Source organism: Bacillus sp. EB01 (assembly GCF_000613125.1).
Taxonomy (GTDB): Bacteria; Bacillota; Bacilli; order Bacillales; family Cytobacillaceae; genus Bacillus_D.
This window is the reverse complement of sequence record NZ_HG964497.1, coordinates 207,925-231,734: the sequence shown is the minus strand read 5'-3', so window position 1 is coordinate 231,734 and position 23,810 is coordinate 207,925. Positions and strand designations below refer to the sequence as shown.

The 23,810-nt window shown below is 41.0% G+C and carries 21 protein-coding genes; 13 read left to right on the top strand and 8 right to left on the bottom strand.

The genetic code is table 11. The features are described from left to right. Window positions 1-22 precede the first annotated feature (22 nt). The 3 genes from TY16_RS00970 to TY16_RS00960 all read left to right on the top strand — a co-directional run bounded on the left by TY16_RS00970 (window position 23) and on the right by TY16_RS00960 (window position 1,112). The gene (locus tag TY16_RS00970) at window positions 23-271 is read left to right on the top strand and encodes a YolD-like family protein (protein WP_043929794.1); all 249 of its coding nucleotides are present in this window, start codon (window positions 23-25) and stop codon (window positions 269-271) included. Window positions 272-429: 158 nt separating this feature from the next. After that, a complete protein-coding gene (locus TY16_RS00965) occupies window positions 430-693 on the top strand; it encodes a hypothetical protein (RefSeq protein WP_043929792.1) in 264 nt (87 codons plus the stop codon). An 83-nt stretch (window positions 694-776) separates the two neighbouring features. Further along, on the top strand, window positions 777-1,112 hold the full coding sequence (locus TY16_RS00960; protein ID WP_043929791.1) for a hypothetical protein: 336 nt from the start codon (window positions 777-779) through the stop codon (window positions 1,110-1,112). A gap of 533 nt (window positions 1,113-1,645) precedes the next feature. Here the strand turns inward: TY16_RS00960 and TY16_RS00955 are convergent. Further along, window positions 1,646-2,320 (bottom strand): response regulator transcription factor, encoded by a 675-nt coding sequence (locus tag TY16_RS00955; protein WP_231505543.1) that lies wholly within the window; start codon window positions 2,318-2,320, stop codon window positions 1,646-1,648. A 344-nt stretch (window positions 2,321-2,664) separates the two neighbouring features. Here TY16_RS00955 and TY16_RS00950 point away from each other — a divergent pair, with 344 nt between their 5' ends. Beyond that, window positions 2,665-4,293 (top strand): flavin-containing monooxygenase, encoded by a 1,629-nt coding sequence (locus tag TY16_RS00950; RefSeq protein ID WP_155922105.1) that lies wholly within the window; start codon window positions 2,665-2,667, stop codon window positions 4,291-4,293. A gap of 52 nt (window positions 4,294-4,345) precedes the next feature. Next, the gene (locus TY16_RS00945) at window positions 4,346-5,287 is read left to right on the top strand and encodes an alpha/beta hydrolase (protein ID WP_043929788.1); all 942 of its coding nucleotides are present in this window, start codon (window positions 4,346-4,348) and stop codon (window positions 5,285-5,287) included. A gap of 774 nt (window positions 5,288-6,061) precedes the next feature. Here TY16_RS00945 and TY16_RS00940 read toward each other — a convergent pair. Further along, window positions 6,062-6,886 carry a hypothetical protein gene (locus TY16_RS00940; RefSeq protein WP_043929787.1) on the bottom strand — a complete coding sequence of 275 codons (825 nt, stop codon included), beginning with the start codon at window positions 6,884-6,886 and terminating at the stop codon, window positions 6,062-6,064. A 283-nt stretch (window positions 6,887-7,169) separates the two neighbouring features. Between TY16_RS00940 and TY16_RS00935 the strand changes: the two genes are divergently transcribed. The 6 genes from TY16_RS00935 (at window position 7,170) to TY16_RS00910 (ending at window position 17,038) form a co-directional block, all read left to right on the top strand. Next, the gene (locus TY16_RS00935) at window positions 7,170-8,000 is read left to right on the top strand and encodes an alpha/beta hydrolase (protein WP_043929786.1); all 831 of its coding nucleotides are present in this window, start codon (window positions 7,170-7,172) and stop codon (window positions 7,998-8,000) included. A gap of 150 nt (window positions 8,001-8,150) precedes the next feature. After that, window positions 8,151-9,320: an ATP-grasp domain-containing protein gene (locus TY16_RS00930; protein ID WP_043929784.1), complete on the top strand. Its 1,170-nt coding sequence runs from the start codon at window positions 8,151-8,153 to the stop codon at window positions 9,318-9,320. 17 nt (window positions 9,321-9,337) lie between these two features. Next, a complete protein-coding gene (locus tag TY16_RS00925; protein WP_043929783.1) occupies window positions 9,338-10,075 on the top strand; it encodes an esterase family protein in 738 nt (245 codons plus the stop codon). A 1,025-nt stretch (window positions 10,076-11,100) separates the two neighbouring features. Next, on the top strand, window positions 11,101-13,923 hold the full coding sequence (locus TY16_RS00920) for a M14 family metallopeptidase (RefSeq protein WP_155922103.1): 2,823 nt from the start codon (window positions 11,101-11,103) through the stop codon (window positions 13,921-13,923). Window positions 13,924-15,026: 1,103 nt separating this feature from the next. Continuing rightward, window positions 15,027-16,730 (top strand): FAD-binding protein, encoded by a 1,704-nt coding sequence (locus tag TY16_RS00915; protein ID WP_043929782.1) that lies wholly within the window; start codon window positions 15,027-15,029, stop codon window positions 16,728-16,730. After that, window positions 16,727-17,038 carry a 2Fe-2S iron-sulfur cluster-binding protein gene (locus tag TY16_RS00910; RefSeq protein ID WP_155922102.1) on the top strand — a complete coding sequence of 104 codons (312 nt, stop codon included), beginning with the start codon at window positions 16,727-16,729 and terminating at the stop codon, window positions 17,036-17,038. The genes TY16_RS00915 and TY16_RS00910 overlap by 4 nt, the downstream gene beginning before the upstream one ends. 109 nt (window positions 17,039-17,147) lie before the next feature. Here the strand turns inward: TY16_RS00910 and TY16_RS00905 are convergent, their stop codons facing one another. The 6 genes from TY16_RS00905 to TY16_RS00880 all read right to left on the bottom strand — a co-directional run bounded on the left by TY16_RS00905 (window position 17,148) and on the right by TY16_RS00880 (window position 22,225). Beyond that, the gene (locus TY16_RS00905) at window positions 17,148-17,921 is read right to left on the bottom strand and encodes a putative hydro-lyase (RefSeq protein ID WP_155922315.1); all 774 of its coding nucleotides are present in this window, start codon (window positions 17,919-17,921) and stop codon (window positions 17,148-17,150) included. A gap of 42 nt (window positions 17,922-17,963) precedes the next feature. Beyond that, window positions 17,964-19,154: an NRAMP family divalent metal transporter gene (locus TY16_RS00900; RefSeq protein WP_043929778.1), complete on the bottom strand. Its 1,191-nt coding sequence runs from the start codon at window positions 19,152-19,154 to the stop codon at window positions 17,964-17,966. A 40-nt stretch (window positions 19,155-19,194) separates the two neighbouring features. Next, window positions 19,195-19,965: a LamB/YcsF family protein gene (locus TY16_RS00895; RefSeq protein WP_043929777.1), complete on the bottom strand. Its 771-nt coding sequence runs from the start codon at window positions 19,963-19,965 to the stop codon at window positions 19,195-19,197. Between the two features lie 13 nt (window positions 19,966-19,978). After that, window positions 19,979-20,980, bottom strand: a complete 1,002-nt coding sequence (locus tag TY16_RS00890; RefSeq protein ID WP_043929776.1) for a biotin-dependent carboxyltransferase family protein — start codon at window positions 20,978-20,980, stop codon at window positions 19,979-19,981. Beyond that, a complete protein-coding gene (pxpB, locus tag TY16_RS00885) occupies window positions 20,977-21,705 on the bottom strand; it encodes a 5-oxoprolinase subunit PxpB (protein WP_043929775.1) in 729 nt (242 codons plus the stop codon). The genes TY16_RS00890 and pxpB overlap by 4 nt, the downstream gene beginning before the upstream one ends. Window positions 21,706-21,949: 244 nt before the next feature. Next, window positions 21,950-22,225 (bottom strand): hypothetical protein, encoded by a 276-nt coding sequence (locus tag TY16_RS00880; RefSeq protein WP_052342549.1) that lies wholly within the window; start codon window positions 22,223-22,225, stop codon window positions 21,950-21,952. A 200-nt stretch (window positions 22,226-22,425) separates the two neighbouring features. Here TY16_RS00880 and TY16_RS25015 point away from each other — a divergent pair, with 200 nt between their 5' ends. Further along, entirely contained in the window at window positions 22,426-22,842 is a 417-nt protein-coding gene (locus TY16_RS25015) for a hypothetical protein (RefSeq protein ID WP_052342548.1), read from the top strand. Between the two features lie 19 nt (window positions 22,843-22,861). After that, window positions 22,862-23,194 carry a hypothetical protein gene (locus tag TY16_RS00870; protein ID WP_052342547.1) on the top strand — a complete coding sequence of 111 codons (333 nt, stop codon included), beginning with the start codon at window positions 22,862-22,864 and terminating at the stop codon, window positions 23,192-23,194. The last annotated feature ends 616 nt before the right edge of the window (window positions 23,195-23,810 follow it).

Sequence of the window (23,810 nt, the reverse complement as noted above, 5' to 3'; positions counted from 1 at the left end):
AATAGAAAGGCTGAGTGATTTTATGGGAATACCTAACCAGATACCCGCTCTATCTCAACGGGAAAAAATAGAGCAAAACATTCTTTTGGCTATGGAATTTGCCGTTCCGGTAAGAATAAAAATACTTACTACAGGCTTCTTTCAGGAACATATAGGTTTTATTCATTATGTAAATGAGCTGAAAAAGGTTTTATACCTTGAAACGAAGGATAAGAGAATGATACAAATAAGCTTTTCAAGCATTATTGAAGCTTTCGTTGAATTAACATAGAATGTAACAAAAAATACAAATTTCCGACATATAGAACCCTATTTTTTCGATATGATGGAAACAGATGGTAGATTTGGCTTGCAATTTACCAATACATACACCCGAGATATACATACGCCAATCGAAGAAAAAGTATGTTTTTATAAGGAGAGGGTAGTTTGGTTAAAGAAAAAGTGCAGCCTCATTGTATGGTCTGTGCCAAGCCTTTCAAAAGAAATGATTTGGTATACACTGACACCATTCTTACGCAAATTCAACATGCGAAATGCTTTTTGTACAAACCGGAATTGATTAAAGACAAAGGCACGTACGAAGAAATTGTTATGAAATATCCTGAATACCAAGAATGTTTTATTGTGTCAGATAAACCAGTTACGGATATTTTGGTTGTAACTTCTCTTAAATCCAGTTTGGATGCGTAGCAGAATCCTTCCGACAAACGGCTGTTCCTCACTGTTATATTATTTCACCTCGTGGAGCATAATTATCATGAGGTGTTTTTTATTTGGAAATAATAATTAATCGCATCTGGTTTCCTGAGCAAGATACTGATTTCGATCTTCAGGTGGATTTTGATTTAAAACATCCCTTAATGAATAAAGTATGGGAATTTTCGCTTACCTCTTGTATCTATGATAATGTCCAGTATAATTTTTCATCAGGAGAAGGACCTGAGGAGTTTGGCGAATCATTGGATTATATTAGTGAACATAAAACTGAGATTATAGAGAGATTAATATCTTTAACAGAGCTATATCCAGACCAAAAATTTGAAAAAGTAGAAAAACCATATGTACTAAAAAGGTTAAAAGCTTTTCGCTTGGCGTCACTTTTTGATTAAACCGTTTGTTTGGAAAGAGATAGTTGACTGTTTTTTTTAACCGCTGAGCCGTCGTAGGACAATCCTGCCGGCTCATATATAGGCTGGACAAATGGTAATGTCTAATCTAAAATAATCAACAGACCGTGAAACATGGATCAATATAGACCGTGTGGGCGCGGCTGGTTTTAGGAGTAGGAAAACGAAGGGAAAAAGGGATTAAACCCAGACATAGCAAGGACTAACAAATTTCCAAAAGATTCAGAAACACCCTAAACGGTCTTCAAAACCGCTTGTGACCTGCGTGCCAGGTCAGGTGGGTTCGATTCCCACACAGTCCCGCCAAAAGAATACATAAATTTACCGCACAGGTTTACTTGTGTGGTTTTTTATATTTGAACTTCACTTAGCATGAGTGTAGGAGATGCCTTTTCAGTACAAAAAGATTAAAGGTTGCATCGACAAAATTCGGTTCGTGCAGGATAGAAAATAAAACCCGGCTAAGGCAGATGATTTTTTGCCAACAGTAAATCAGCTCTGGCAGGGAAATGGTTTTATGATATAATTCCTTTCCGAAACAATGTTGCCACTGCCTGTACCCGGTTCTGTGCTCCAAGTTTTTTCACGGCTGATTTAACGTACTGATTAATTGTTACCTCACTGATAGATAAGGCATCGGCTACTTCTTTTGTGCTTTCTCCCCACGATATTCTTTTCATGACTTCAAGCTCTCTTCTGCTTAATAATGTGGTATCTTTGGCTCCTGTTGTTTTTTCCAATACTTTCCCCACCTGGCGTCCATAGTTTGTAAAGGAAGCCAGTAATTGATCGGTCATCATTGTTCCTTTTTTAAATTCATAGCTGCAGATGTATCCAATCGAAACGGAGTCAAAGCAAATGGGCACGGCTAGGAAAGTATCCACATTTGAGGGGAGTATATATTTACTGGTAATTTGCTTCAGAAATTCAATGCCAGAACAATATTTGGCTTTTCTTTCATAAAGAGCAGAATAAATTACAGGCAGGGAACGAATATCATCCCTTAAATCCCTAATGTGAGCTAATCCGTCTTGATTGATGGAGATAATTCCTTCTCCCAAGTAGCCTAAATGGGAGTATCGGAATAGAAATGAGTTTTTAACGGGAAAGAGGTTCATGTAAATGTCCAAAATTTTATAGAGCTTATCTTCATGGCTGCCTGCTTCTTCAAGTTCTTGAATATAATCCAAAACGGGATAACTCTCCTGCATAGTAACACCTACTTTATGGGGATATAATACATAGAAAATTATGAATATTCAATCTCTATGAAAGATAATAAACTTAACATAGACATACTTAGAGATTCGCTATAGTTTACCGATGAAAAAAGAAAAGAGGGAAGGAGGTGGAAGGTTACTTTCAAGCTGGTTGATGCTTTAAAAGATTATGTAACTACTATTGTAATCGCTTACAAACAATAATGGCAAGTGTGTAGTTCATATGAATTTTACCTAAACAGGCAAGTGAAAACTAATGCTGAAATGCCCAAAATTATGAGATTAAAAGTCTTAAAAAAATGGGAGGTAGAGAAATGGCATCAACACCAACCAATCTTGATGCAGTGATTGTTGGGGCTGGTTTTTCAGGCTTATACATGCTTTACCGATTGCGAGAGGCGGGTTTTTCAACTCGTGTTTTTGAGGCCGGCGATAATGTCGGAGGTACCTGGTATTGGAATCGCTACCCAGGAGCGCGATGTGATGTAGAAAGTATCTATTATAACTACACTTTCTCGGATGAACTCCTCAATGAATGGAAATGGTCAGCAAAATATGCAGAGCAGCCAGAAATACTTCGTTACATTAACTTTGTTGCTGATAAATTTGACCTTCACAGGGACATCCAGTTTAAAACACGGGTAAATTCAGCGCATTATGATGAGGAACAGCAAAGATGGAACATTCAATTAGAAGACGGCCAATCAGTAACGGCTACATTTTTTATAACCGCAGTAGGCTGCCTTTCCGCTTCCAATGTACCAAAAATAAAAGGACTGGAAAACTTTAAGGGCGAGTGGTACCACACTGGACATTGGCCGCATAAAAAAGTGGAGTTCAAAGGTAAACGGGTTGGAGTTATAGGAACGGGTTCCAGCGGAATTCAGGCAATTCCGGTCATTGCAAAGGAAGCAGAACATCTTACCGTTTTTCAAAGAACCCCACAATATAGTACACCAGCAAGGAACAACCCTTTGGACCCGGAATATTTAAAGGAAATCAGAAAGAATTACAGTGAAATTAAAACTCAAATGCAGCAATCGGCTGTAGGGATTCCTATTTTACATGGAGAAAAGTCTGCCTTAGACGACTCACCAGAGGAACGGCAGAAAGTATACGAAGCTGCGTGGGAAAAAGGCGGCCTTATGACTCTTTCGACCACTTATAGCGACTTGAGTATTAATCCAGAGGCCAATGAAACCGTTCAGGAATTCATTCGCAACAAAATCCGTGAGGTGGTCAAAAATCCTGAGATAGCCGAGAACCTCCTTCCGAGCTTCTACTATGGAACCAAACGGACGATTATTGATACTGATTATTTTGAGACTTATAACCGTGACAATGTCACTCTTGTGAATGTAAGAAAGGCGCCTATTCAGGAAATTACATCTTCCGGAATTAAGACTGCAGAAGAAGAATTTAACCTCGATATGATTGTTTTTGCCACTGGGTTTGACGCGATGACGGGACCATTATTCAAAATGGATATCCGGGGTAAAGAAGGGGTTTCCTTAAAAGAGAAGTGGTCCGGGGGATCACAGACTAGGACCTATCTTGGTATTGGAACAGCAGGCTTCCCGAATATGTTCATGCTAACAGGACCAGAAAGTCCATCCGTTTTAAGCAATATGATGGTTTCTATTGAGCAGCATGTTGAATGGGTGTCGGATTGCCTAAATTATCTGCGGGATAACGGAGTAGGGGTTATTGAGGCACTAGAAGAGGCCGAAAATACCTGGAGTGCTCATTGCCGGGAAGTGGCAGACGCAACTTTATTTACAAAGACGGATTCGTGGTATATGGGCGCAAATATTGAAGGAAAAGCGCGCGGATTCCAGATTTATCTTGGCGGAGTAGGCACCTACCGACAAATCTGTGATGATGTAGCGGCCAAACGATACGAAGGCTTTACCCTTATCCCTTCAAAGGAACCAGTACTATAGTACTAAATTTGAAAAACAATCATTATTATCTTTTTTAAGGAGGAAATATTATATGGCATTGGATCCACAGGCGAAATTTTTGTTAGAACAAATGGAGGCTGCAGGAGCACCACCAATGAATACCCTATCACCGGAAGAGGCACGGGCCACAACAGATTTTAGTGCTTTGGCGGGTGAACCCGAAGAGGTAGGAAAGGTAGAAAACAGGACAATTCCTGGTCCTTCTGGAGAAATCCCTGTACGTATTTATACGCCGAAGGGAGAAGGGCCTTTTCCAGCTTTGGTATACTACCATGGTGGAGGATGGGTAATTGGGAACCTGGAAACAGTGGATATCCCTTGCCGGCTTTTAACCAATCTGGCTAACTGTGTGGTTGTATCGGTGGATTATCGACTCGCACCAGAGCATAAATTCCCGGCAGCAGCAGATGATTCCTATGCCGCAGCAAAATGGGTCGTTGAAAATGCGGCCTCCATTCAAGTGGATGCAGAGAGGGTAGCGATTGGTGGGGATAGTGCAGGCGGTAACCTGGCTGCAGTAGTAGCCTTAATGGCAAGAGATAAGGGTGAGATTTCACTGGCCTTTCAAATGCTGGTTTATCCGGTTACAAATCACTCCTACGCTACGGAATCCTATATGGAAAATGCAGAAGGATATCTGTTAACCAAGGACAGCATGGTCTGGTTCTGGAATCATTATTTACGGAATGAGGAAGACGGCAAAAATCCATATGCGTCTCCATTACAAGCGGAAGACCTGAGCGGACTACCGCCAGCGCTTGTATTAACTGGTGAGTTCGACCCGCTTCGTGATGAGGGTGAAGCCTATGCAGAGAGACTTAGGGATGCGGGAGTCCAAGTGAAAGCTAAGCGATATGATGGCATGATTCATGGTTTCTTCTGGATGCCAGGAGTACTTGCGCAGGGCAGAAAATCCATTGAAGATGCAGCGACAGCTTTAAGGCAGGTATTCCAAGGCGTTGCATCTGTTTAATATCGGGATGTATTCTCAACACGCTTTTTCCCTTGCGTAGTAAGACATGTATGTCGGCTGGTCTCGGGACATTCTTGGGGTACTTCTGCTATTTTTTGTCCAAGAGAACATGTCCCTCAGCCTTTTTACAGGTGCTCAAGCCAAAATTTGTGCAAAAGCAGGGGTTTTACAGCATTTAACTAGTCTTTCAAGCAAAAAAAGTTTAAGAAGAGAAGCCTCAAAGAAAAAGGATACTTCATTGGGGAAGTGTCCTTTTTCCATTCTGCAGCCATTTCCAAATCCGCAATTCTTTTTTCTGCATAACTTATATCCTTTTAGAATTAGAAGTAACTCTGCTTCTTCCTATAGAAAGCCTAAAAGAATCTAAAGATAATAAAAAAGAGTAATTCTAAAATTTATAGTAAATAATATCATTCTGAAGTTCTATCTTTAAATTTTGAGCAGGTCAGTGGTGCCATGCTTGGTGCCCAAATTTTTAAAATTAGAAATCCCAAGGAAACATCAGAAAGCAAGAAACCGTGATTTATCAGTATTTCTGGGCACACAAAGGTACTAGAAAAACAGATCCCAGCAAACTTTCAAAACCGCTTGTGACCAGAGTGCCAGATCAGGTGGGTTCGATTCCCACACAGTCCCGCCAATACACACTTAAAGCACAATTCCAATTACTTGGAGAATTTTTCTTTTAGCCAAGCTATATTCATTTCACTACTAAAAATGGCCACCCTGGCTATATGGGTGGCCTTATTTGCGTACTGTGGTTTTCTTGGCAAACTAAGCTGACCGCCGCTGGTTCCTTCTTATCCTGCTTTCCTTTTTAGTAGATTTGTCATTCTTTTGGGTTTTGGAAACTCTGAAAAACATTACCAGTCCAGCACTGCCTATCAGCATCCACTCAAGTGCATATTGATTGCTGCTGACATAGATTCCGGCTGTGGCGATGATTAACAAAAGGATGCTTTTCAGGTAATAATTGGAACTGGAATTGACCAACATCAGAACGGATAGGATTACAAGCACCGAAGGGATCAGGTTGCTCCTCTCTAATAAAGTATGATTGGTATAATTGCCATAAAAGTAATGCAGAAACGATGCTAACACTGCAAACAATGAAAGAAAATACTTAATCCGGGACTGTTTAGCAAACAGAATCGAGACTGCTGCAAAATTGATACCAACTGATATTGCCAACTTAATCACCAAATCATTGAATGTAAAGGTGCCGACTGGGTCCTCCATCAGACCCATAACGTATCTAATGTTGATGAGTATCGCTAAGACGGCTGCGATTTTTAATGCAAGATTGACGTTCACTTTGGGCAGTTTCACTTTTACTTTCCCAAGGGAAGGTCTAAAATTGGAGATGCGCTTGGAGTTCGTCCTGCTAGGCGGAGTGACCCCCACTTTGGCCTCTGAACCAGCCGATTTGTTCCTCCTCGCCATCCTTGAGTCGCTGACCTTGCTTTCCCTTGTTTCCCGTATATCTTGTCCCCTTTGGTCCGTCTCCCATGCTGACTGCGGTTCCGAAGTCCGTGTTTGTTCTCTATATTTTTGGCCATCGACTTTTTCTGGATGCTCAGTTTCTGAATAAAAGTTCAATGCCTATCACCTCTATCTTTTTTTGTTGAACACTACTATGAGATTATACAACTTCTCCCGTAGAGGTTCTACCTATAAAAGCCTTATTAACTCAGTATGGGGAATAATGGCAGACCTGTTTTTTGAAATTGAATGGCATTCTTGCCTGTTTTCACTAGAGCCTTTTTGTTCTATTGGGGAGATTAGTAGTACTGGAAAGTTGAAATAAACAAAAATTATAGGGGTTTAATATTAAAAAGATTAGTATATTTAATGTAATACCAAGGGAGTGAGGAGCGGTAAAATGAATGAATCGTATTTTTATTTAAAACTAGAAACACATAAATTATATATGCCTTATAAAAATGAAGAACGTCGCGTGCGTGTTTTATTGCCGAAAAACTATGATAAAGATGAGTCTGAACGTTATCCAGTCGTCTATATGCATGATGGACAAAACGTTTTCTACAGTAGTGAATCTTATAGCGGGTTTTCATGGAAAGTGATTCCGGCAATTAAACAAAATCCCGATTTGCCGAGAATGATTGTTGTTGGGATTGATCATGGTGATCAAGAGCGAATTAATGAATATACGCCTTGGAAAATTACTGAAAGCCCACTTCCTGAAGATTTTGAGCTAGGCGGAAGAGGCGCGGAATTTGCTGAGTTTGTCATGACAGTCGTGAAACCGTTTATAGATAAGCATTACCGAACGAAATCAGATAAGTATCATACGGCGATGGTTGGTAGTTCACTTGGAGGAAATATTTCGGCTTTTATGGGTATTGAATATAAAGATCAAATTGGTGGATTAGGTATTTTTTCTTTAGCCAATTGGATTACAAGTAAAGCCTTTGACAGCTATATTGCCAGGAAAGAGTTGGATCCTGAACAACGGGTGTACATTCAAGTTGGGACTCAGGAAGGCGATGAAGCCGACCGGAAATTGATGTATGGCAATATGAAGCAGGCATATATCGATGGCTCGCTTAAGTATTATAAACAACTAATAAAAGGCTCAGTTCCAATTGATAGCATTCGTTTTAATATTTTTGCGGATGAGGAACATAATGAAAAAGCTTGGGCAAAACACTTACCAGAATGTTTACGTTTCTTAAGTGAGAAGTGGTCTTGAACGAATTGAATCATTAAATTTAATTGATAGTGGGAGGAAACTCTCACTCTTTTTTTGAATATTTTTTTGATTTGAATTGATTTAAAATTCAAATGATTGTATCATTTGTAAAAACTATGATTCTTTGATTCTAAGAAAGGGAGCCTTTTTATGAATTATATTTTGATATCGCCATTTTATCCAGATAATTTCCAGCCGTTCGCTCATCGTTTAAAAGAAGCAGGTGTCAATGTTTTAGGAATTGGCGAAGAGCCATATAACCAATTAGGTTCCGAATTACAAAACTCTTTAACTGAATACTATCGTGTGAATAATTTAGAAGATGTAGATGAAGTGAAACGTGCTGTTGCTTTTTTATTTTATAAACATGGTCCAATTGACCGCATTGAATCCAATAATGAGCACTGGCTGGAACTTGATGCGCAGCTGCGTGAGCAATTTAACGTGTATGGCAATAAAACGGATGACGTCAAAAAAGTTAAGTATAAATCTGAAATGAAGAAGCTGTTTAAAAAAGCAGAAGTGCCTGTCGTAGAAGGAAGAATCGTAAAAACCAAAGAGGAGTTATCCAAAGCCATTGATGAATTAGGACTGCCGGTTATTGCTAAACCAGATAACGGAGTAGGGTCTGCTGCCACCTTTAAATTGGATTCAGAAGAGGCTGTACATTATTTTGAAGAAGAATGGGGAGAAGCACAAGTGTACTTCTTGGAACCATTTGTCGAAGGAGGAGTGCTTTGTACATTTGATGGTTTAGTGGATCAGAAAGGGAATATTGTTTTCCAAACAAGCTTTACATATAATGTGCCAACTCTGGAGCTGGTTAATGGTCAACTTGATATGGCTTATGTGATTCAAAAAGAAATTAATCCAAAGCTCGAAACGTATGGTAAGGCAATCGTGAAAGCATTTGGCATGAAAGAACGCTTTTTCCATATTGAGTTTTTTCAATTGGAAAATGGGGATTATGTTGCACTTGAATACAATAATCGCTTGGCTGGCGGCTACACGGTGGATATGTACAATTTCGCGTACTCCATTGATTTATTTGCTCAGTATACTTCTTTAGTGACAGGCGGAGAATTTAAGGAATCCGATGCTGAAAACCAGTTCTGTGTAGGTGTAACACAGCGTGATGCGTATGAGTATAAACATGGTACGAATGCTATTTATGAACGATTTGGCGATCGTGTGAAGTTTGCACAGCGCATACCAGATGCGTTTGCGAAACTCCAAGGAAATCAATTTTATGCGATTATTGCAGATTCGCAGGAAGAAGTCGATGACATTATCCGTTTTGTACATGAACGAAATAATTAGGGATAGGAGATTCATCTATGCATATAGAACATTTAAGCCATTGGAGTGGCGAATTAGGGCGTGAAATGCTGTTGAACAGATATGGACACAGTGGAATCCCAATCGTCGTTTTTCCTTCATCTGGAGGGACGCACACTGAATATCATGATTTTGGAATGATTGATGTGTGTCATGACTTTATTGAATCCGGAAAAGTTCAGTTTTTTACATTGTCTAGTATCGATAGCGAAAGTTGGCTGCACGACTCAAAACCAGCGCATGACCGTGCATTAGCTCATGAAGCATATGACCGTTATGTGATATCAGAAGCTATTCCCTTTATTAAACATAAAACAGGTTGGTTTGATCCAATGATGACAACGGGATGTAGCATGGGGGCATATCATGCCTTGAACTTTTTCTTGAGACATCCGGATGTTTTCCAAACAACCATTGCACTTAGCGGTATTTACGATGCGCGTTACTTTTTTGGGGATTACGGAAATGATCCGCTTGTATACCAAAATTCACCGAGTGATTATATATGGAATCAAAATGACGGCTGGTTTATTGATCGATATCGGTCAGCAACTATCATTATTTGTACCGGGCTGGGTGATTGGGAACAGGATGGGCTGCCTTCATACTTTACATTAAAAGAAGCCTTTGAAGAAAAAAAAATTCCAGCATTGTTTGATGAGTGGGGCGAAGATGTTTCGCATGATTGGATATGGTGGAGACGTCAAATGCCGTATTATTTAGGAAAATTACTTTAATAAAATGTCAAAAAGTACAGTTGAGTCACTGGTTTTTTAGTCAATTGTATAGTTTAACGCTTTCGAGAGAACAGGGGCAGTTGTAACGAAGGATCTGTCGAAGAATATGGTTGTTACAGACGTGCGGCAAAACTGTAATTAACTTATTGCTTCAGTCTATTATTATCTTGGGTTGTCTCCAATCGGATTTTTTTATGTAATGTTCTTGATGGTGTTAAAAAGATATCGAGCCATCATAACTTAGGAAGAACAAAACTGTTTGTGCTGCATATGGTGCCCAAATTTTAAAATTAGAAATCACAAGGAAACATTAAAAAGTAAAAAACCTTGATTAATCAGTATTTCTGGGTACATAAAGGTACTAGAAAAACAGATGCCAGCAAACTTCAAAGCAGCATGACGCCTGCGCGCCAGGTCAGTGGGTTCGGTTCCTACACAGTCCCGCCAATTATTGATTTTTAATCATTTACACATAATTTCCAACCTCTACAGTCGTTTAGTCGTTTTAAAGGAAACTGTGTCAAACCAAGAAGCAATCTGGGTGTATTCAGAGCCTTCAAATTACTATATTTGGAGGTTTTTTGTATGCGTAAAGGTGTGAGGAAACACGAAAAGAGTTACCACAATTATAAAGGTTACTGACATTTGCCGGTTCAATCTTTTGGCAGGATTTAGATTCTTACAAAGGCTGCGAATACAATGTAACATTTTTAAACACCTCTTGGAGAGTACTTGACCCATGCGATTACAGAGCTCCTTGAAAAAGCTTAGCTTTCTGCATTATAGATGTTCGAATGTCCCTAAACCTCGTTAGGCTAATCGTTCGATGAAGTTTTTGAAGAAAAAAGTTGATCACATCATTTAGTACCTATTCATTTTATATAAACTCTACCTATAAAAATCTTTAGAATCCTCGAAATATGACGAGAAAGACTCTATAGTTTTCAGAAAATTTGGCATTAATTTTCCGAATTTTCTGTTATGTTTATTCTGGTGGCCTTAAATACTTAGAAAGGGATGATTCAATGAAGAAACATTTAGCAGGTTTGCTCTCATTGCTTATGGTGCTGTCCATATTTGCCCAGACAGCATTCCCTGCATCGGCAATTGAAGCAGAAGAAGACTTCAAAGTAGTAGACTTGGAGACAAGCAGAGATTTATTTTCCATGACTGAGGTTCGAACTGTCGAAGTACAGGCTGATTTTGGTAAGAATGTTGATTTAACAAAATTACAATGGACATTCGGTGGCAAGAGCATTTCCGAGTGGAAAAAATGGACAAGCGGTAATAATTATAATGGTGCGCCGTTTATTTCTGTTAAAGAAGCACCACATTTTATCGATGGCGGCACGACTGTTAAAGCAACCTTGGAGTTTGGACTGCTGTTTGATAGAGAAAATCTATCAGGAGTTAGGACTCGATATCAACCGTTTATCGGTGACTATGAATTGGCATTGGTTAGTCCTGAAAATAAGACAAAGGCTGCAAAAACTGTCACACTCAATGTTTACGATCAATTCCTGTTTTACGATCAGCTAAAGCCTGAAATCGATCAAATTTTTTCCATGGCAAAGTCAGACCCGAACAATAATCGCTATCTTGAATATCAAAGTCTTGGCAAGACAGTGCAGGGGCGCGACCTTCATTTCGTCATATTGGCTAAAGATAAAAAGGCTGTCGATAAATATTTAAACGAAACGCTGCCAATAGCATTAGAGAATCCGGAAAGTTTAATTAAGAAATTAGAAACCGGTACGATGGACGACTATCAGGTGCCTGTTTGGATGAACAATATCCATCCTGATGAAGCAGAAGGTGTTGATGTTTCAGTAGAATTGCTCAAGAAGTTCGCTCTTGAGGATGAGGTCACCTTTAAAAGTGGCAAGGGAGAAAATGAACAAACCGTTAAAATGGATGTTGACAAGGTTTTGGATGATGTTATATTCCTTTATATGTTTACGAACAATCCTGATGGAAGAGTCGCAAATACAAGGGCAAACGCCAACGGTTTTGACTTGAACCGGGATAATCATTATCAAACTCAGGTGGAAACACAGCTGGTCACACAGGTAATCGCCAAGTGGACGCCATTGTCTTTCATTGATCAGCATGGGTATGTTAACGGATTTTTAATCGAGCCAACAACACCTCCTCATAATCCCAACTATGAATATGACTTGCTTTACCACACGATGATTGATCAAGCCAATTCGATGGGACAAGCAGGGATTGGCAATTCAAAACTAACATCATATTTTATTCCTGCGGAAGCATGGAAGGACGGCTGGGATGATGCGACTCCTGCTTATACCCCTATGTATGCGATGTTGCACGGTTCATTAGGGCATACAATTGAGGTGCCAGAGCTTGGCCAGAACGGTTATCGCGCCATGGAGGGTGCAGGACTGGGTGCTGCCAATTATGTTTATGAAAACAAAGATAAATTATTTAAAAATCAACTGGAGATTTTTGCCCGTGGTGTCAAGGGTGAGGATAACCGTGCAGTGGATCCATATTTCGTTAATGCGAAGGGCGAATCAATCGGCCGGGTAAGGGGAGAACATGCCAGCTACTTCCCGGATTATTATGTGCTTCCGGTTGATGAGAAAGAACAAAAAAACGAACATGAAACCTATAAGATGATCCAATATTTACTCCGCAATGGTGTAAAGGTTGAGCAAACAACAAAAAATTTAAAGGTAAATGGGACTATGTATCCGAAAGGAACATTTATTGTTCCAATGAAACAAGCGAAGCGCGGAGTGGCGAATGCGATGCTCTCTAAAGGGGAAAATGCGTCAGACTGGGCGGCCATGTATGATCCGATTGTAACCAATTTCCCGGATCTGCGCGGTTTTGATGTTCATGCCATCCGTATCCCAAATGCCTTTGCAAAAGATACTTCAAGAGTTGAAAAAGTAACACTGCCAACGGGTCAAATAGTTGGTAACACACCAAAACAAGTATTGGCCAATACGAATAATGACAGTATTAAACTAGTTAATGAATTATTAAAACGTGGGATAGTCGTCGAAAAAGCAACTGAAACAAAAGCAGGCATCAATAGAGGAGACTTTATTGTCAACACGAAAGATCTACAGGCTTTTGGGAAAAACTATTACTTTGAAGCTACACCTGCGGGCACTACTAACCATGTAAAAACAGAACAATTGCGTCAGCCAAAGGTTGCAGCAACTGGGTCCAACCAACTCAATTTTTCGTTAAGAGAGCTTGGATTCAATTTGGTGCCACAAGAGGAAGCTGACGTCATTATTAGTATGGGAAGCAGTTTTAATCCAAAAAGCATATCCGGTAAATCATTTGTAGGCATAGGCTATTCTGCTGTCAACGCTGTTAAGGCCAGTGGTGCACTCCCGGGACTTGATGTAAGTAGAACAGCAGGCGGCCATGAAGGGCTGATTGAAGCTGTCGTTAATGACCATGTCCTAACTTCCGGCTACGAGAAAAATGAATTGCTCTATACCACGCAGGGGGCATGGATAACCTCTGTTCCTGAGGATGTAGAGATATTGGCCTCCTTCAGTGAAGCTGATGATTTCTATGTTGCCGGATGGTGGCCAGGACATGAAAGAGCGCAGGGCCAAACCCTAGCAATTACGAAAAACTTTGAAGACGCGACGATTACTTTATTTGCTAATGACCTTGCCTTTAGAGCACATACACAATATAGCTATCGATTAATTGCCAATAGCATTTATGCTTCCGTAGGCACCGAGGTTATGAAGAAAGGAAAAGGCAAAGGAAAAGTGAAGGGTAAAGAGATCAAGGCTCAGAATAATATAATAGAAAAATCCTTCTTTGAAAGAGGTCGAGACCGAAATAATTGAAGGTTGAAAAAAATCAAGGTATCAGTTCAACTACCGGTAAGTAAAAGGACAACTATTATAAAAAACACCGCTTGGACCCAAAACGATTATTAACTAGATTGTCAGTAAAGAGGTTTTCGAGAATATGCTAACCATTTGACCTCAGTTCACTAGTGAATTGGGGTCATTTATTTTTTATAACAATATACCTATAGTATTTTAAAATACAAGGAATATAAACACTGTATCAAATTAACAATCTTATATAACAAAATTGAACTGGTTGTTGGAGAACTTGCAAATGCCCTCCTGATGCATTAACAATGGCATTTAATATTTTCCGTGAACAATCTCATGAATTCTCTGGCTCTAGGAAAAAAGACTTTATTAGAGAAAAGCGTAAGGACGCTGACCGAAAAATACCGTTTTGCCGTCATTGAAGGCACTTAGTCACTGAAAGAGATGCAAACCTGATTCAAGAGATGGGGCAAAGGCGGTTCAGATATACACCTATGGCGGCTGCCACTTTGATGCCCGAATGGTTGCAGCAGGTGCCATGCTTGGTGTCCAAATTTTTAAAATTAGAAATCACAGCGAATCATTAGAAAGCACAAAAACTTGATATATCAATACTTTGGAGTACACCAAGATATTAGAAAAACAAATGCTAGCAAACATCAAAACCGCATGACGCCTGCGTGCCAGGTCAGGTGGGTTCGATTCCCACACAGTCCCGCCAACCATTCATATTAAGGCTATTTAACTTTAACATAAAGTAGGAGACCAAGTGCACTGGGTCTTTTTTTATTTGTTGGTGCAGGATTTATTCCCGATGATTGTTTGCATCTTTATGTTAGCTTGAATAACTCAATGGTTAACGTTACCCCTCTGGACTTTCGTTTTAATAGCGTTAGCTGAATAGTATTCTTTTCAGTTTTTTAACCAAGGTGTATATAGGAAAGAGTTGTATTATCATAGAGCAATACTTGTTATCTTTAATAATTATCGACTAAATTATTGGAAAATATAAAATTTTGAAATAAAATAAATAGGAACAACTTAATACCTAACAAGTATTAAACCGGTCTTCATTTTTTACATATGGTTATCAAGGGGGAGAAGGAATGACTCGTGAACTATACACCACCGATGTTCTGGTGATTGGCTCGGGGGCAGCTGGTATGATGGCAGCACGGGCTGCTTCTGATCAGGGCGCCAATGTGATCATTACGGATAAAAGCCTTGTTGGAAGAGGTGGAGCGACGATCCTTGCGCAAATGACTGTCGCGGTTGCATTAGGTGATGCGGAGGAGGATCATCCAGATATTCATTTTAGGGACACAATGGTAGGTGCAAGGGGACTTGCAGATCCAGAAATTGTCCGCACAATTGTTGACATGGCACCTGAGGTTATTCTAGAGGTGGAAGGTTATGGGGTTAACTGGGCTAGGACTAATGACGGGAAGCGTTCACAAGTTGTTTCGCCCGGACACTCACGCAAACGGTGTGTCTATGTTGATATCCTGAATACTGGAGGCGCCACCTCACAAGGTTTAAGAAAATCGATATGGCGAGACAGTCGGATTACTAGGCTTAAAAATGTCATGATGACTCGCCTTGTTAAGAAAGAAGGCCGGGTTGTCGGAGCCGTCGGTTTCTCTTTGGAAAAAATGGTTCCTGTAGCGGTCAGTGCAGCAAAGGTGATTTTAGCTACCGGTGGACTAACCGAGGCGTTTGAACGGAACAGTGCATCTACCAATATGACTGGCGATGGTTTCCTCCTTACGGCCGAGGCAGGCGGAGAGCTTTACGATATGGAGATGGTTCAATTTTTCCCTATTGCCCACCTTTACCCGCCTTTGGTTGGAATTGACCCGATCATGTGGGACCCTTTCCGCTACAAGCTTGGAGGACGGTTATTAAATGGAAAGCATGAGGAATTCATGGATCAGTATGCAGGGGAACAGGCAGGAAAATATACGGCTACCCGCGATATGACTAGCTATGCGATTTTTAAGGAAGTGGAAGCGGGTCGGGGAACCCCGCATGGAGGAGCCTTTCTTGACTTTAGGATGGTCCCTGAGGAGAAGCTCAAGGAAGGCTTTGGCCCAGTAATTGACATTCTCCTTTCACAAGGGGTGGATTTAACAAAGGACATGGTGGAGGTTGCTCCCATGGCACACTTCATGCTTGGAGGGGTCAAGGTCGATAAGAATATGAATACCACTGTTCCTGGATTGCTGGCATGCGGCGAGCTCATTTTGGGAATGCATGGAGCAAACCGGCTGTCCGGTAATGCGATTACTGAAGCATTGGTTACCGGAAAGATTGCAGGTGAAACTGCTGCAAGGGGTAAAGAGGACTTCACTCCAACAGACCTGGAAGAAGAGCTTTCGAAAGAATGGGAAAAACTTAATTCTTTCTGGCACCCTGCTCCAGCTCATAAGGATGATGCCTCCATGCTGTCAATTCGGCGTAAAATTCAAAAAACATTGTGGAAAGGGGCGGGTCCTCTCCGTACGAAGGAGTCATTGGAAAATGCGCTGGAGGAAATTCGCATCCTCATTGAAAAATGTAATAAGACTGCGTTGAAAAATCAGCAGTTCTTTGCATTACCAATGGTTGAAAAGCTTGAAGCTTATCATATGGCAAAGCTGGGAGAGGCTATTATTATTGGTGCATTGGAAAGGAAAGAATCAAGAGGGGCACATGTCCGGCTTGATTTTCCTGAACAAGAAAAGGAAACCAGTCATTATCGTTATACTTTAAGCACAAGTGACCAATGGAATCTTCAAAAAATCCCGGTCAGCAAGGGGGAAGAGCAGTGAGTACGATTACCTTAAAAATTTATAGAGGAGATCCCCTTACTGAAGGCAGATATGTTGAATATGAAGTCCCGTTCGAAGAGGGTTCAAGCCTTCTAGATGCGATTTTCTATATCCGGGAGTCTGAGGATCCATCCCTCTCAGTAAGGTATTCCTGTAAGTCGGCTAATGCTTGTAAGGAATGTATGGCCATTGTTGATGGGAAGGCAGGGTATCTTTGCAGTATGAGGGCAAGGGAGGATGCTGAGGTCACCATTGAGCCATTGAAAGGCCGCCCATTGATCAAGGACCTTGTTGTGAATATGGATTAGAAATAAAAATAGATCCAGGAACAAAGAAAAAGACTCGCCCTGTCGAGTCTTTTTCTTTATTCAATTGAAAGCAGCCGTATTTAGGTGTGAATGTAAAGTATCACTTGAGCTAAAGTATACTAAACTGTTCATTTTTTAAATCCGTTACAAACATATGGCCTGGAGCATGAGTAATCATAATTTCTGGTTTCATATGCATGGCAACAGCCTGAGGAGTTACACCGCATGCCCAAAAGACAGGAATCTCTCCATCCTTTATCGTTACGCTGTCGCCGAAATCTGGAGTATGGATATCCTCAATGCCAATAGCAGCCGGATTGCCGATATGAATTGGGGCTCCATGGACAGAAGGGAATCGGCTTGTGACCTGGATTGCTCGAATGGCATCCTTTTCTGTCATCGGGCGCATGCTGACAACAGTTGGGCCTTCAAATCTGCCCGCTTTTACGGTTTGAATATTCGTCTTGTACATCGGGACGTTCCGACCCTCTTCCATATGGCGGATTGGAATTCCATTTTTCAAAAGGGCCTCTTCAAATGTAAAGCTGCAGCCGATTAGAAAACCGACCATGGAATCATCCCATAGCGCTGATACGTCTGTTAATTCTTCGGTAAAGACTCCATTGCGGTAGACCCGGTATTTCGGGATATCGGTCCTTAAGTCAGCATCAGGCGCTGAAAGGGCTGGTACCCCGGATCCTGGCATAGTGACATCGATGATGGGGCAAGGCTTTGGATTCCTCTGGCAAAACAAGAGAAATTCAAACGCCAAATCCTTAGGAAGCACAGCCATGTTCGCCTGGATATAGCCGGGAGCCAAACCGGAAGTAGGCTTTACCCACTGGTTTGCACGGATCTTTTCACGTATATCTTGTGGAGTCATTATACCTATTGTGCTTCGCATAAAAGAGCACCTCGTTTCCTTCTATTTAAATAGTTGAGGGATTCCGTTAATCAATGAATATCCACCCATAATCGCCATGGCAATAACAATGACAATTCCAAAGACCGTCATCCAGAGAGGGTGTTTATAGTCACCAACGATTTTCGTCCTGTAGGCAGCGACCAGCATAACCCCTAATGCGATAGGTAAAATAAGGCCATTAAGAGATCCGACCAGTATAAGGATTTTAACAGGCCTTCCTATTAGCACGAAAACAAGGGTGGAAATCGCAATAAAGGCAACAATTGTCCATTTATTATACTTATCCACCGTCTTGCTTAACGTCTGGATGAACGATACGGACGTATAGGCAGCACCGACAACGGAGGTAACGGCAGCAGCCCACATAACGACACCGAAGATTTTGTATCCTACATTTCCGGCGGCCAGTTTAAACACAGAGGCTGGAGGATTGGCAGGATCAATCGCAAGACCCTGTGCAACTACTCCTAGAGCAGCGAGAAACAGGAAAATCCTCATAATCGAAGCGATACCAATGGCACTCACGGCACTTTTGGTCACTTCTGGCAGAGATTCTTTTCCCTTAACTCCAGCATCTAGCAAGCGGTGCCCGCCGGCAAACGTGATATAGCCTCCAACGGTGCCGCCGACAAGGGTGACAATAGCAAGGAGGTCAATTTTATCAGGAACAAATGTCTTCACGACTGCTTCTCCCACAGGGGGCTGAGCTGTAAACATAACATAAACAGTAAGGGCAATCATGACAAATCCCATAATCTGGGCAAAACGGTCCATGGCTTTGCCTGCTTCCCGAACCAGGAAAATTCCGATGGCAATGATCCCGCTTAGAAGCGCTCCGACTTCTGTCGACCAGCCAAATAGAACATTGACACCAAGACCTGCTCCGGCGATATTTCCTATGTTAAAAGCAAGTCCTCCGGCAACGATAAGGGCAGCTAGGAGATAACCAAGGCCGGGAAGAACATCGTTGGCAATATCTTGGGCGCGTTTTTCTGAAACAGCTATGATCCTCCAGATATTCATCTGGGCTCCAATATCAATAATAATAGAAATTAAAATGACAAATCCGAAGCTTGCGAGAAGGGACTGCGTAAAAACCGTTGTCTGAGTAAGGAACCCTGGACCGATTGCTGATGTTGCCATCAGGAACGCAGCACCCATAAGAATACTGGCAGTTGATTTATTCTTCATATGAACCCCCTAAATGTAATGACCAAACATGCCAAATTTTTTATTTTAAAAAGGTGCCTATTGAGGCAACTGTGATACCAGTTTCCTTTAATGCTGAGGTGATATACTTGGCAAAATCAAGGGCGCTTTCTCCATCGCCATGAATGCAGACCGTATCAGCCTTTATTGAAATATCGGGACCCTGCTGTGAAGTCACCTTGCCTTCCTTTACCATTCGGATCACCTGGTTTACCGCGGTTTCATGATTTTTGATTAGAGCGTTTGCTTCACGCCTTGAAGTTAAAGAACCATCCTCTTGATATGTACGATCCGAAAAGACTTCACTAGCGGTCCGAAGCCCCAGTCTATGACCGGCTTTTACTAGTTCGCTGCCCGCAAGGCCGAAAAAGACCAGCTCGGGATCGACCTTGTATACCGCCTCGGCAATGGCCTCTGCAAGCTCAGAATTTTTTGCAGCCATGTTAAACAGAGCACCATGTGGTTTTACATGCTGAATTTTGCCGCCTTCCGCTTTTACAAAGGCACTCAGAGCTCCGATTTGGTAGACCACCATGTCGTATGCTTCTTGAGAAGAGATGTTCATTTCTCTTCTTCCAAATCCAGCTAGGTCCGGCAGACCCGGATGAACACCGATTCCGACGTTTTTCTCAATTGCTAGTTTTACAGTTTTTCTCATCGTTGCAGGGTCGCCGGCATGGAACCCGCAGGCAATGTTGGCGGAAGTAACATAATCGAGGATTTCCGTATCCCTTCCAAGTGTGTATGCACCAAAGCTTTCTCCCATGTCACAGTTAATATCAACAATTGGCATTTCCTTGTTCCTCCTATTTAAATTTTAATAAAATCCCATTTTTTAGCTGCTTTAGGTTTTCCTCTCTTTCAAGGAAAAGAAGCTGGGCCTCTTTGTGTGTCACATGTTTAAAAGAAATATAATCACCGGGCTTTGCTTGGGCGATCAGGGGTAAATCAACAGTTGCAATCTGTCCTATTTTCGGATAGCCACCTGTAGTCTGCCGGTCCGCCAGCAGTACTATCGGGTTTCCTTCAGCAGGTACCTGGATGGACCCGAAACTTACGGCCTCGGAGATCAGTTCCTCTGGAATTTCTAGCCGTAACTGTGGTCCTTTAAGCCGGTACCCCATTCGATCTGATTGTGGGGAAACTTCAAACCTGTCACTGAAAATTTTTCGTTTGCTCTCCTCATCGAAGAGATGAAACTGCTTGCCTTTTATGACGCGAATCGGCATGTCCTTTCTGTGAATCGGAATTAAAGTTGATGATATCGACCAATCCATTTCAGCAAAAGGCTTATTTCCGGTTTGGCCCTCCAAGTATTCCATCATCGCTGTTGAAAGGTCTCCTGGCGTGGTCAATCGTATTACATCTCCCTGTTGCAAAGCACGACCTTGATAACCTCCAATTCCTGCCCTTAAGTAGGTTGATTTACTGTTCATGACTTCCGGGACCGTTATACCTCCAGCCACGGCCAGATACACCCGAGTTCCGGTTACCGCTGGACCGAATCGAAGTTCACTGCCTCCTTTCACAAATATAGTCCGCCATGTCCTCACCGGAAGGCCATTAATAGACGGGGAAAGGTCCCCACCACAAATGGAAATCAAGCAATCTTTCTCAAATCGTAAAATTGGTCCGAGCAGAGTTATTTCAAGAGTAGGTTCGTTATCCTCGTTGCCTACCAGTATATTAGCTATCCGGTGGGCTATCTGGTCCATTACTCCGCTGGCTATCACTCCGTATTTTTGGAATCCATAGCGGCCCAAATCCTGAACACTTGTAAGGAGGCCCGGTTTTACTACGGTGATCATGCTGGATCACCTCCAAGACTTTTGTACTCTTCAATGCTAATCGGAATAAATTTAACCTTATCGCCCGCCCTCAAGAGGGTTGGCGGCTCGTTTTCAGAACGAAACAGTTCTATCGGTGTCCGGCCTATCAACTGCCAGCCACCTGGCGTTTCAATCGGATATACACCTGTTTGTTTGCCAGCAATTCCGACGGTTCTCGGAGGGATTTTTATTCTGGGATTATCCCTTCGTGGCGCGGCTATTTTTTCCGACATGCCTCCGATAAAAGGGAAGCCTGGAGCAAAGCCAATCATAAAAACTGTGTAGTCACCAGCAGAATGTATGTGAATCACTTCTTCTTGGGAAAGACCGTTATGCTTTGCCACAAAAGGGAGATCCGGGCCCATTTCTCCTCCATAGCAAACCGGGATTTCGATTGTCCGCTGCAGGGTTTCTTCGGATGAAGAAATCTTGCCCAATAATTTTTTCAGCTGGAAACAGACAATGTCATATGGTAATCTGGATTTGCCTCTAAACTTGTAGACTACCTCAACCGGGTCATAAAACACCGTAACAGTTGTGAAGGCGGGTATGTATTCAATCATCCAGGATTCCATGTTTCTATCAAGAAACGAGGTAACGAGTTGGACCTTTTGCTGTGTTTCTTCATTGATATCTTCTCCAAGCTCTATGACAACTGCCTGGTCCCCTAGAGGATGGAATATGTAAGTCAGATTTTCTTGCATTATGCTTTCAGTCTCCCTAAATAATAATATATTTAGTATATATTAAATTTTTAGAATTTTAAAATATTATAATATAAAAATATAATCAATAGCTGGCTTTAAAAATTCTTTTTATGAATATGTTTTAAAAATAACTTACTTGAAAAGGTTATGACACGTTATCAATCCAGAGAGGATTTTTTACAATTTGACTAAATATGTAAAAGCCTGCCATTGGGTTAATGGCAGGCTTAATATATTAGTACTAAATGTCGATATCCTGATCTTGATCCTGTTCTTGATCTTGATCAGCATTGGCACGTGAGCGAACGCGCGCCTTTGAGTCAGAATCTACTTTAATGTCCAAATCAATTTTAGCATTTCCGCTATCCTCAATTTTTGCGACATTAGTGTTGTAATCGCGATTCTTAACCTGATTATCGTTGTCCACATCAGTTCTGTTGTCTAAACGATTATCAAAATCCACATCCACATCCACATCAGTTCTTGTGTCAGAACCATTGTTGTTCCTTCTTGCCATTTTATTCCCTCCTTAGTTTTCTAATCACAGTGTATTCATTAAATCTTAAAAGTGATAGACATTTGTCCTAGTACAAAAATCCAATTTGCAATAACTTGAATATAATAAAAAAAATCTCCCGATATGATACAGCTGTCCATACTCTTTCCCGCGGGGCGAATACATTGATTAGTAATAAGGGCAAAAGGAGGGATTTTTATATGGGAGAAGTTTGGTATCCGTCAATGGGAAGAAGATACAGCGAAAAAGGAGGCATATCAATGGAAGGTTGGTTTCCAGGTCTAGACCGAAGGAAAGGAATCAATGAGTCGAGTGATAACTATGCAGAAGGGAATAGGGGGAATTTTTCAGGGAATCAAGGCAACGCAGATTCCAGAACAGATATCGATGTTGATGCAGAAGTGGATAATGAATTTGAAAATGATATTGAAATCGATAATGACAACGAAATAAAAAACATAGACCGAAATAAGAATATCGCAAAAATAAGAAAAAGCGGGAATGCAAAAATTTGTTTGGATATAAATGTTGATTCTGATTCCGAAGCGAGGGTCCGTACGCGTGCCGATGCCGATCAAGACCAAGATCAGGATCAAAGCCAATCATTTGATGATTAAAAATTGGTGGGGATAGAGTATGTCAGAGAATAGAGATATACAGAATCAAGAAATTTCCGAAGATCTTGTTCAAAAAATAATTTCAAAATCAAATGATAAAAATGAAAACCATGCAAATGTCGGACATAGTGGAAATTCCAAAGTTGATGTAAATGTTAATGTCCAAATAGATACAAAAGCCCTAGCTTATGCCCTGCTTTGTTCTTCATTAGCGAGGAAGGAAATAAGCAACGATGATTTTGACCATGCGATTAGTAAGCTGGAGGAACTATTAAATAAACAACCTAAAAAGGAGTCAGAACCGGAAATACAAAGACCCTTTGCAAGGCGGCAAATGTTTAGAAATTTTTAATCAAATCTCCCCTGTTTTTTAACAGGGGATTACCGTTTATACTTGTTTTATAGTACCAATTACCGTTCCAAATTAATAGATAATTTAGGACATTTCCTGCCTCCAAACTTTATCTATCAGCATAAACAGATAGGCGTACTCTCCACGATAAAAGAGACTTTCAAATAGAAGGTCAGGTCAGGATGTTCAGACTTCTAATACATACTGTCGCTGAATTAATGCTTTGTATCTTTAAAAAGACCTGCTTCTCTTGTAAGCTCCTCCTTGTCCAAAACCTTACTTTCAGTATTAATTGGTTTGCTGCCACAAGGCGGCTTTTTGCAATTGTAGAACGTGTCATTAGAACCACGCTAGTAGGCGGTAATGATGCCGTGGTGATATGGGGGAAATCTGACTTTTGTTGTCTGAATTTGTTGTTTTAGTATTTTCTTGGTTTATACATATCTAAGAAGTAACGAAATTACGATTGTAGTCTAATCTATCCACTCCCCCTAGAAAGATGACACTTTATTACTGTTAAATTACATTTCTTTAACAAATCGCAGGAAAAGACAAAATTTCCGGGCCGATGGCGAATTATATATGTATAGAGATAAATAGGGGGAAATATTTGAAG

What these genes read in the sequence shown, in the direction of transcription:
- TY16_RS00970 (WP_043929794.1), top strand. Translation starts at nt 23, where the DNA reads ATGGGAATACCTAACCAGATACCCGCTCTATCTCAACGGGAAAAAATA.
- TY16_RS00950 (WP_155922105.1), top strand. Translation starts at nt 2,665, where the DNA reads ATGGCATCAACACCAACCAATCTTGATGCAGTGATTGTTGGGGCTGGT.
- TY16_RS00945 (WP_043929788.1), top strand. Translation starts at nt 4,346, where the DNA reads ATGGCATTGGATCCACAGGCGAAATTTTTGTTAGAACAAATGGAGGCT.
- TY16_RS00935 (WP_043929786.1), top strand. Translation starts at nt 7,170, where the DNA reads ATGAATGAATCGTATTTTTATTTAAAACTAGAAACACATAAATTATAT.
- TY16_RS00930 (WP_043929784.1), top strand. Translation starts at nt 8,151, where the DNA reads ATGAATTATATTTTGATATCGCCATTTTATCCAGATAATTTCCAGCCG.
- TY16_RS00925 (WP_043929783.1), top strand. Translation starts at nt 9,338, where the DNA reads ATGCATATAGAACATTTAAGCCATTGGAGTGGCGAATTAGGGCGTGAA.
- TY16_RS00920 (WP_155922103.1), top strand. Translation starts at nt 11,101, where the DNA reads ATGAAGAAACATTTAGCAGGTTTGCTCTCATTGCTTATGGTGCTGTCC.
- TY16_RS00915 (WP_043929782.1), top strand. Translation starts at nt 15,027, where the DNA reads ATGACTCGTGAACTATACACCACCGATGTTCTGGTGATTGGCTCGGGG.
- TY16_RS00905 (WP_155922315.1), bottom strand. Translation starts at nt 17,921, where the DNA reads ATGACTCCACAAGATATACGTGAAAAGATCCGTGCAAACCAGTGGGTA.
- TY16_RS00900 (WP_043929778.1), bottom strand. Translation starts at nt 19,154, where the DNA reads ATGAAGAATAAATCAACTGCCAGTATTCTTATGGGTGCTGCGTTCCTG.
- TY16_RS00895 (WP_043929777.1), bottom strand. Translation starts at nt 19,965, where the DNA reads ATGCCAATTGTTGATATTAACTGTGACATGGGAGAAAGCTTTGGTGCA.
- TY16_RS00890 (WP_043929776.1), bottom strand. Translation starts at nt 20,980, where the DNA reads ATGATCACCGTAGTAAAACCGGGCCTCCTTACAAGTGTTCAGGATTTG.
- pxpB (WP_043929775.1), bottom strand. Translation starts at nt 21,705, where the DNA reads ATGCAAGAAAATCTGACTTACATATTCCATCCTCTAGGGGACCAGGCA.
- TY16_RS00880 (WP_052342549.1), bottom strand. Translation starts at nt 22,225, where the DNA reads ATGGCAAGAAGGAACAACAATGGTTCTGACACAAGAACTGATGTGGAT.
- TY16_RS25015 (WP_052342548.1), top strand. Translation starts at nt 22,426, where the DNA reads ATGGGAGAAGTTTGGTATCCGTCAATGGGAAGAAGATACAGCGAAAAA.
- TY16_RS00870 (WP_052342547.1), top strand. Translation starts at nt 22,862, where the DNA reads ATGTCAGAGAATAGAGATATACAGAATCAAGAAATTTCCGAAGATCTT.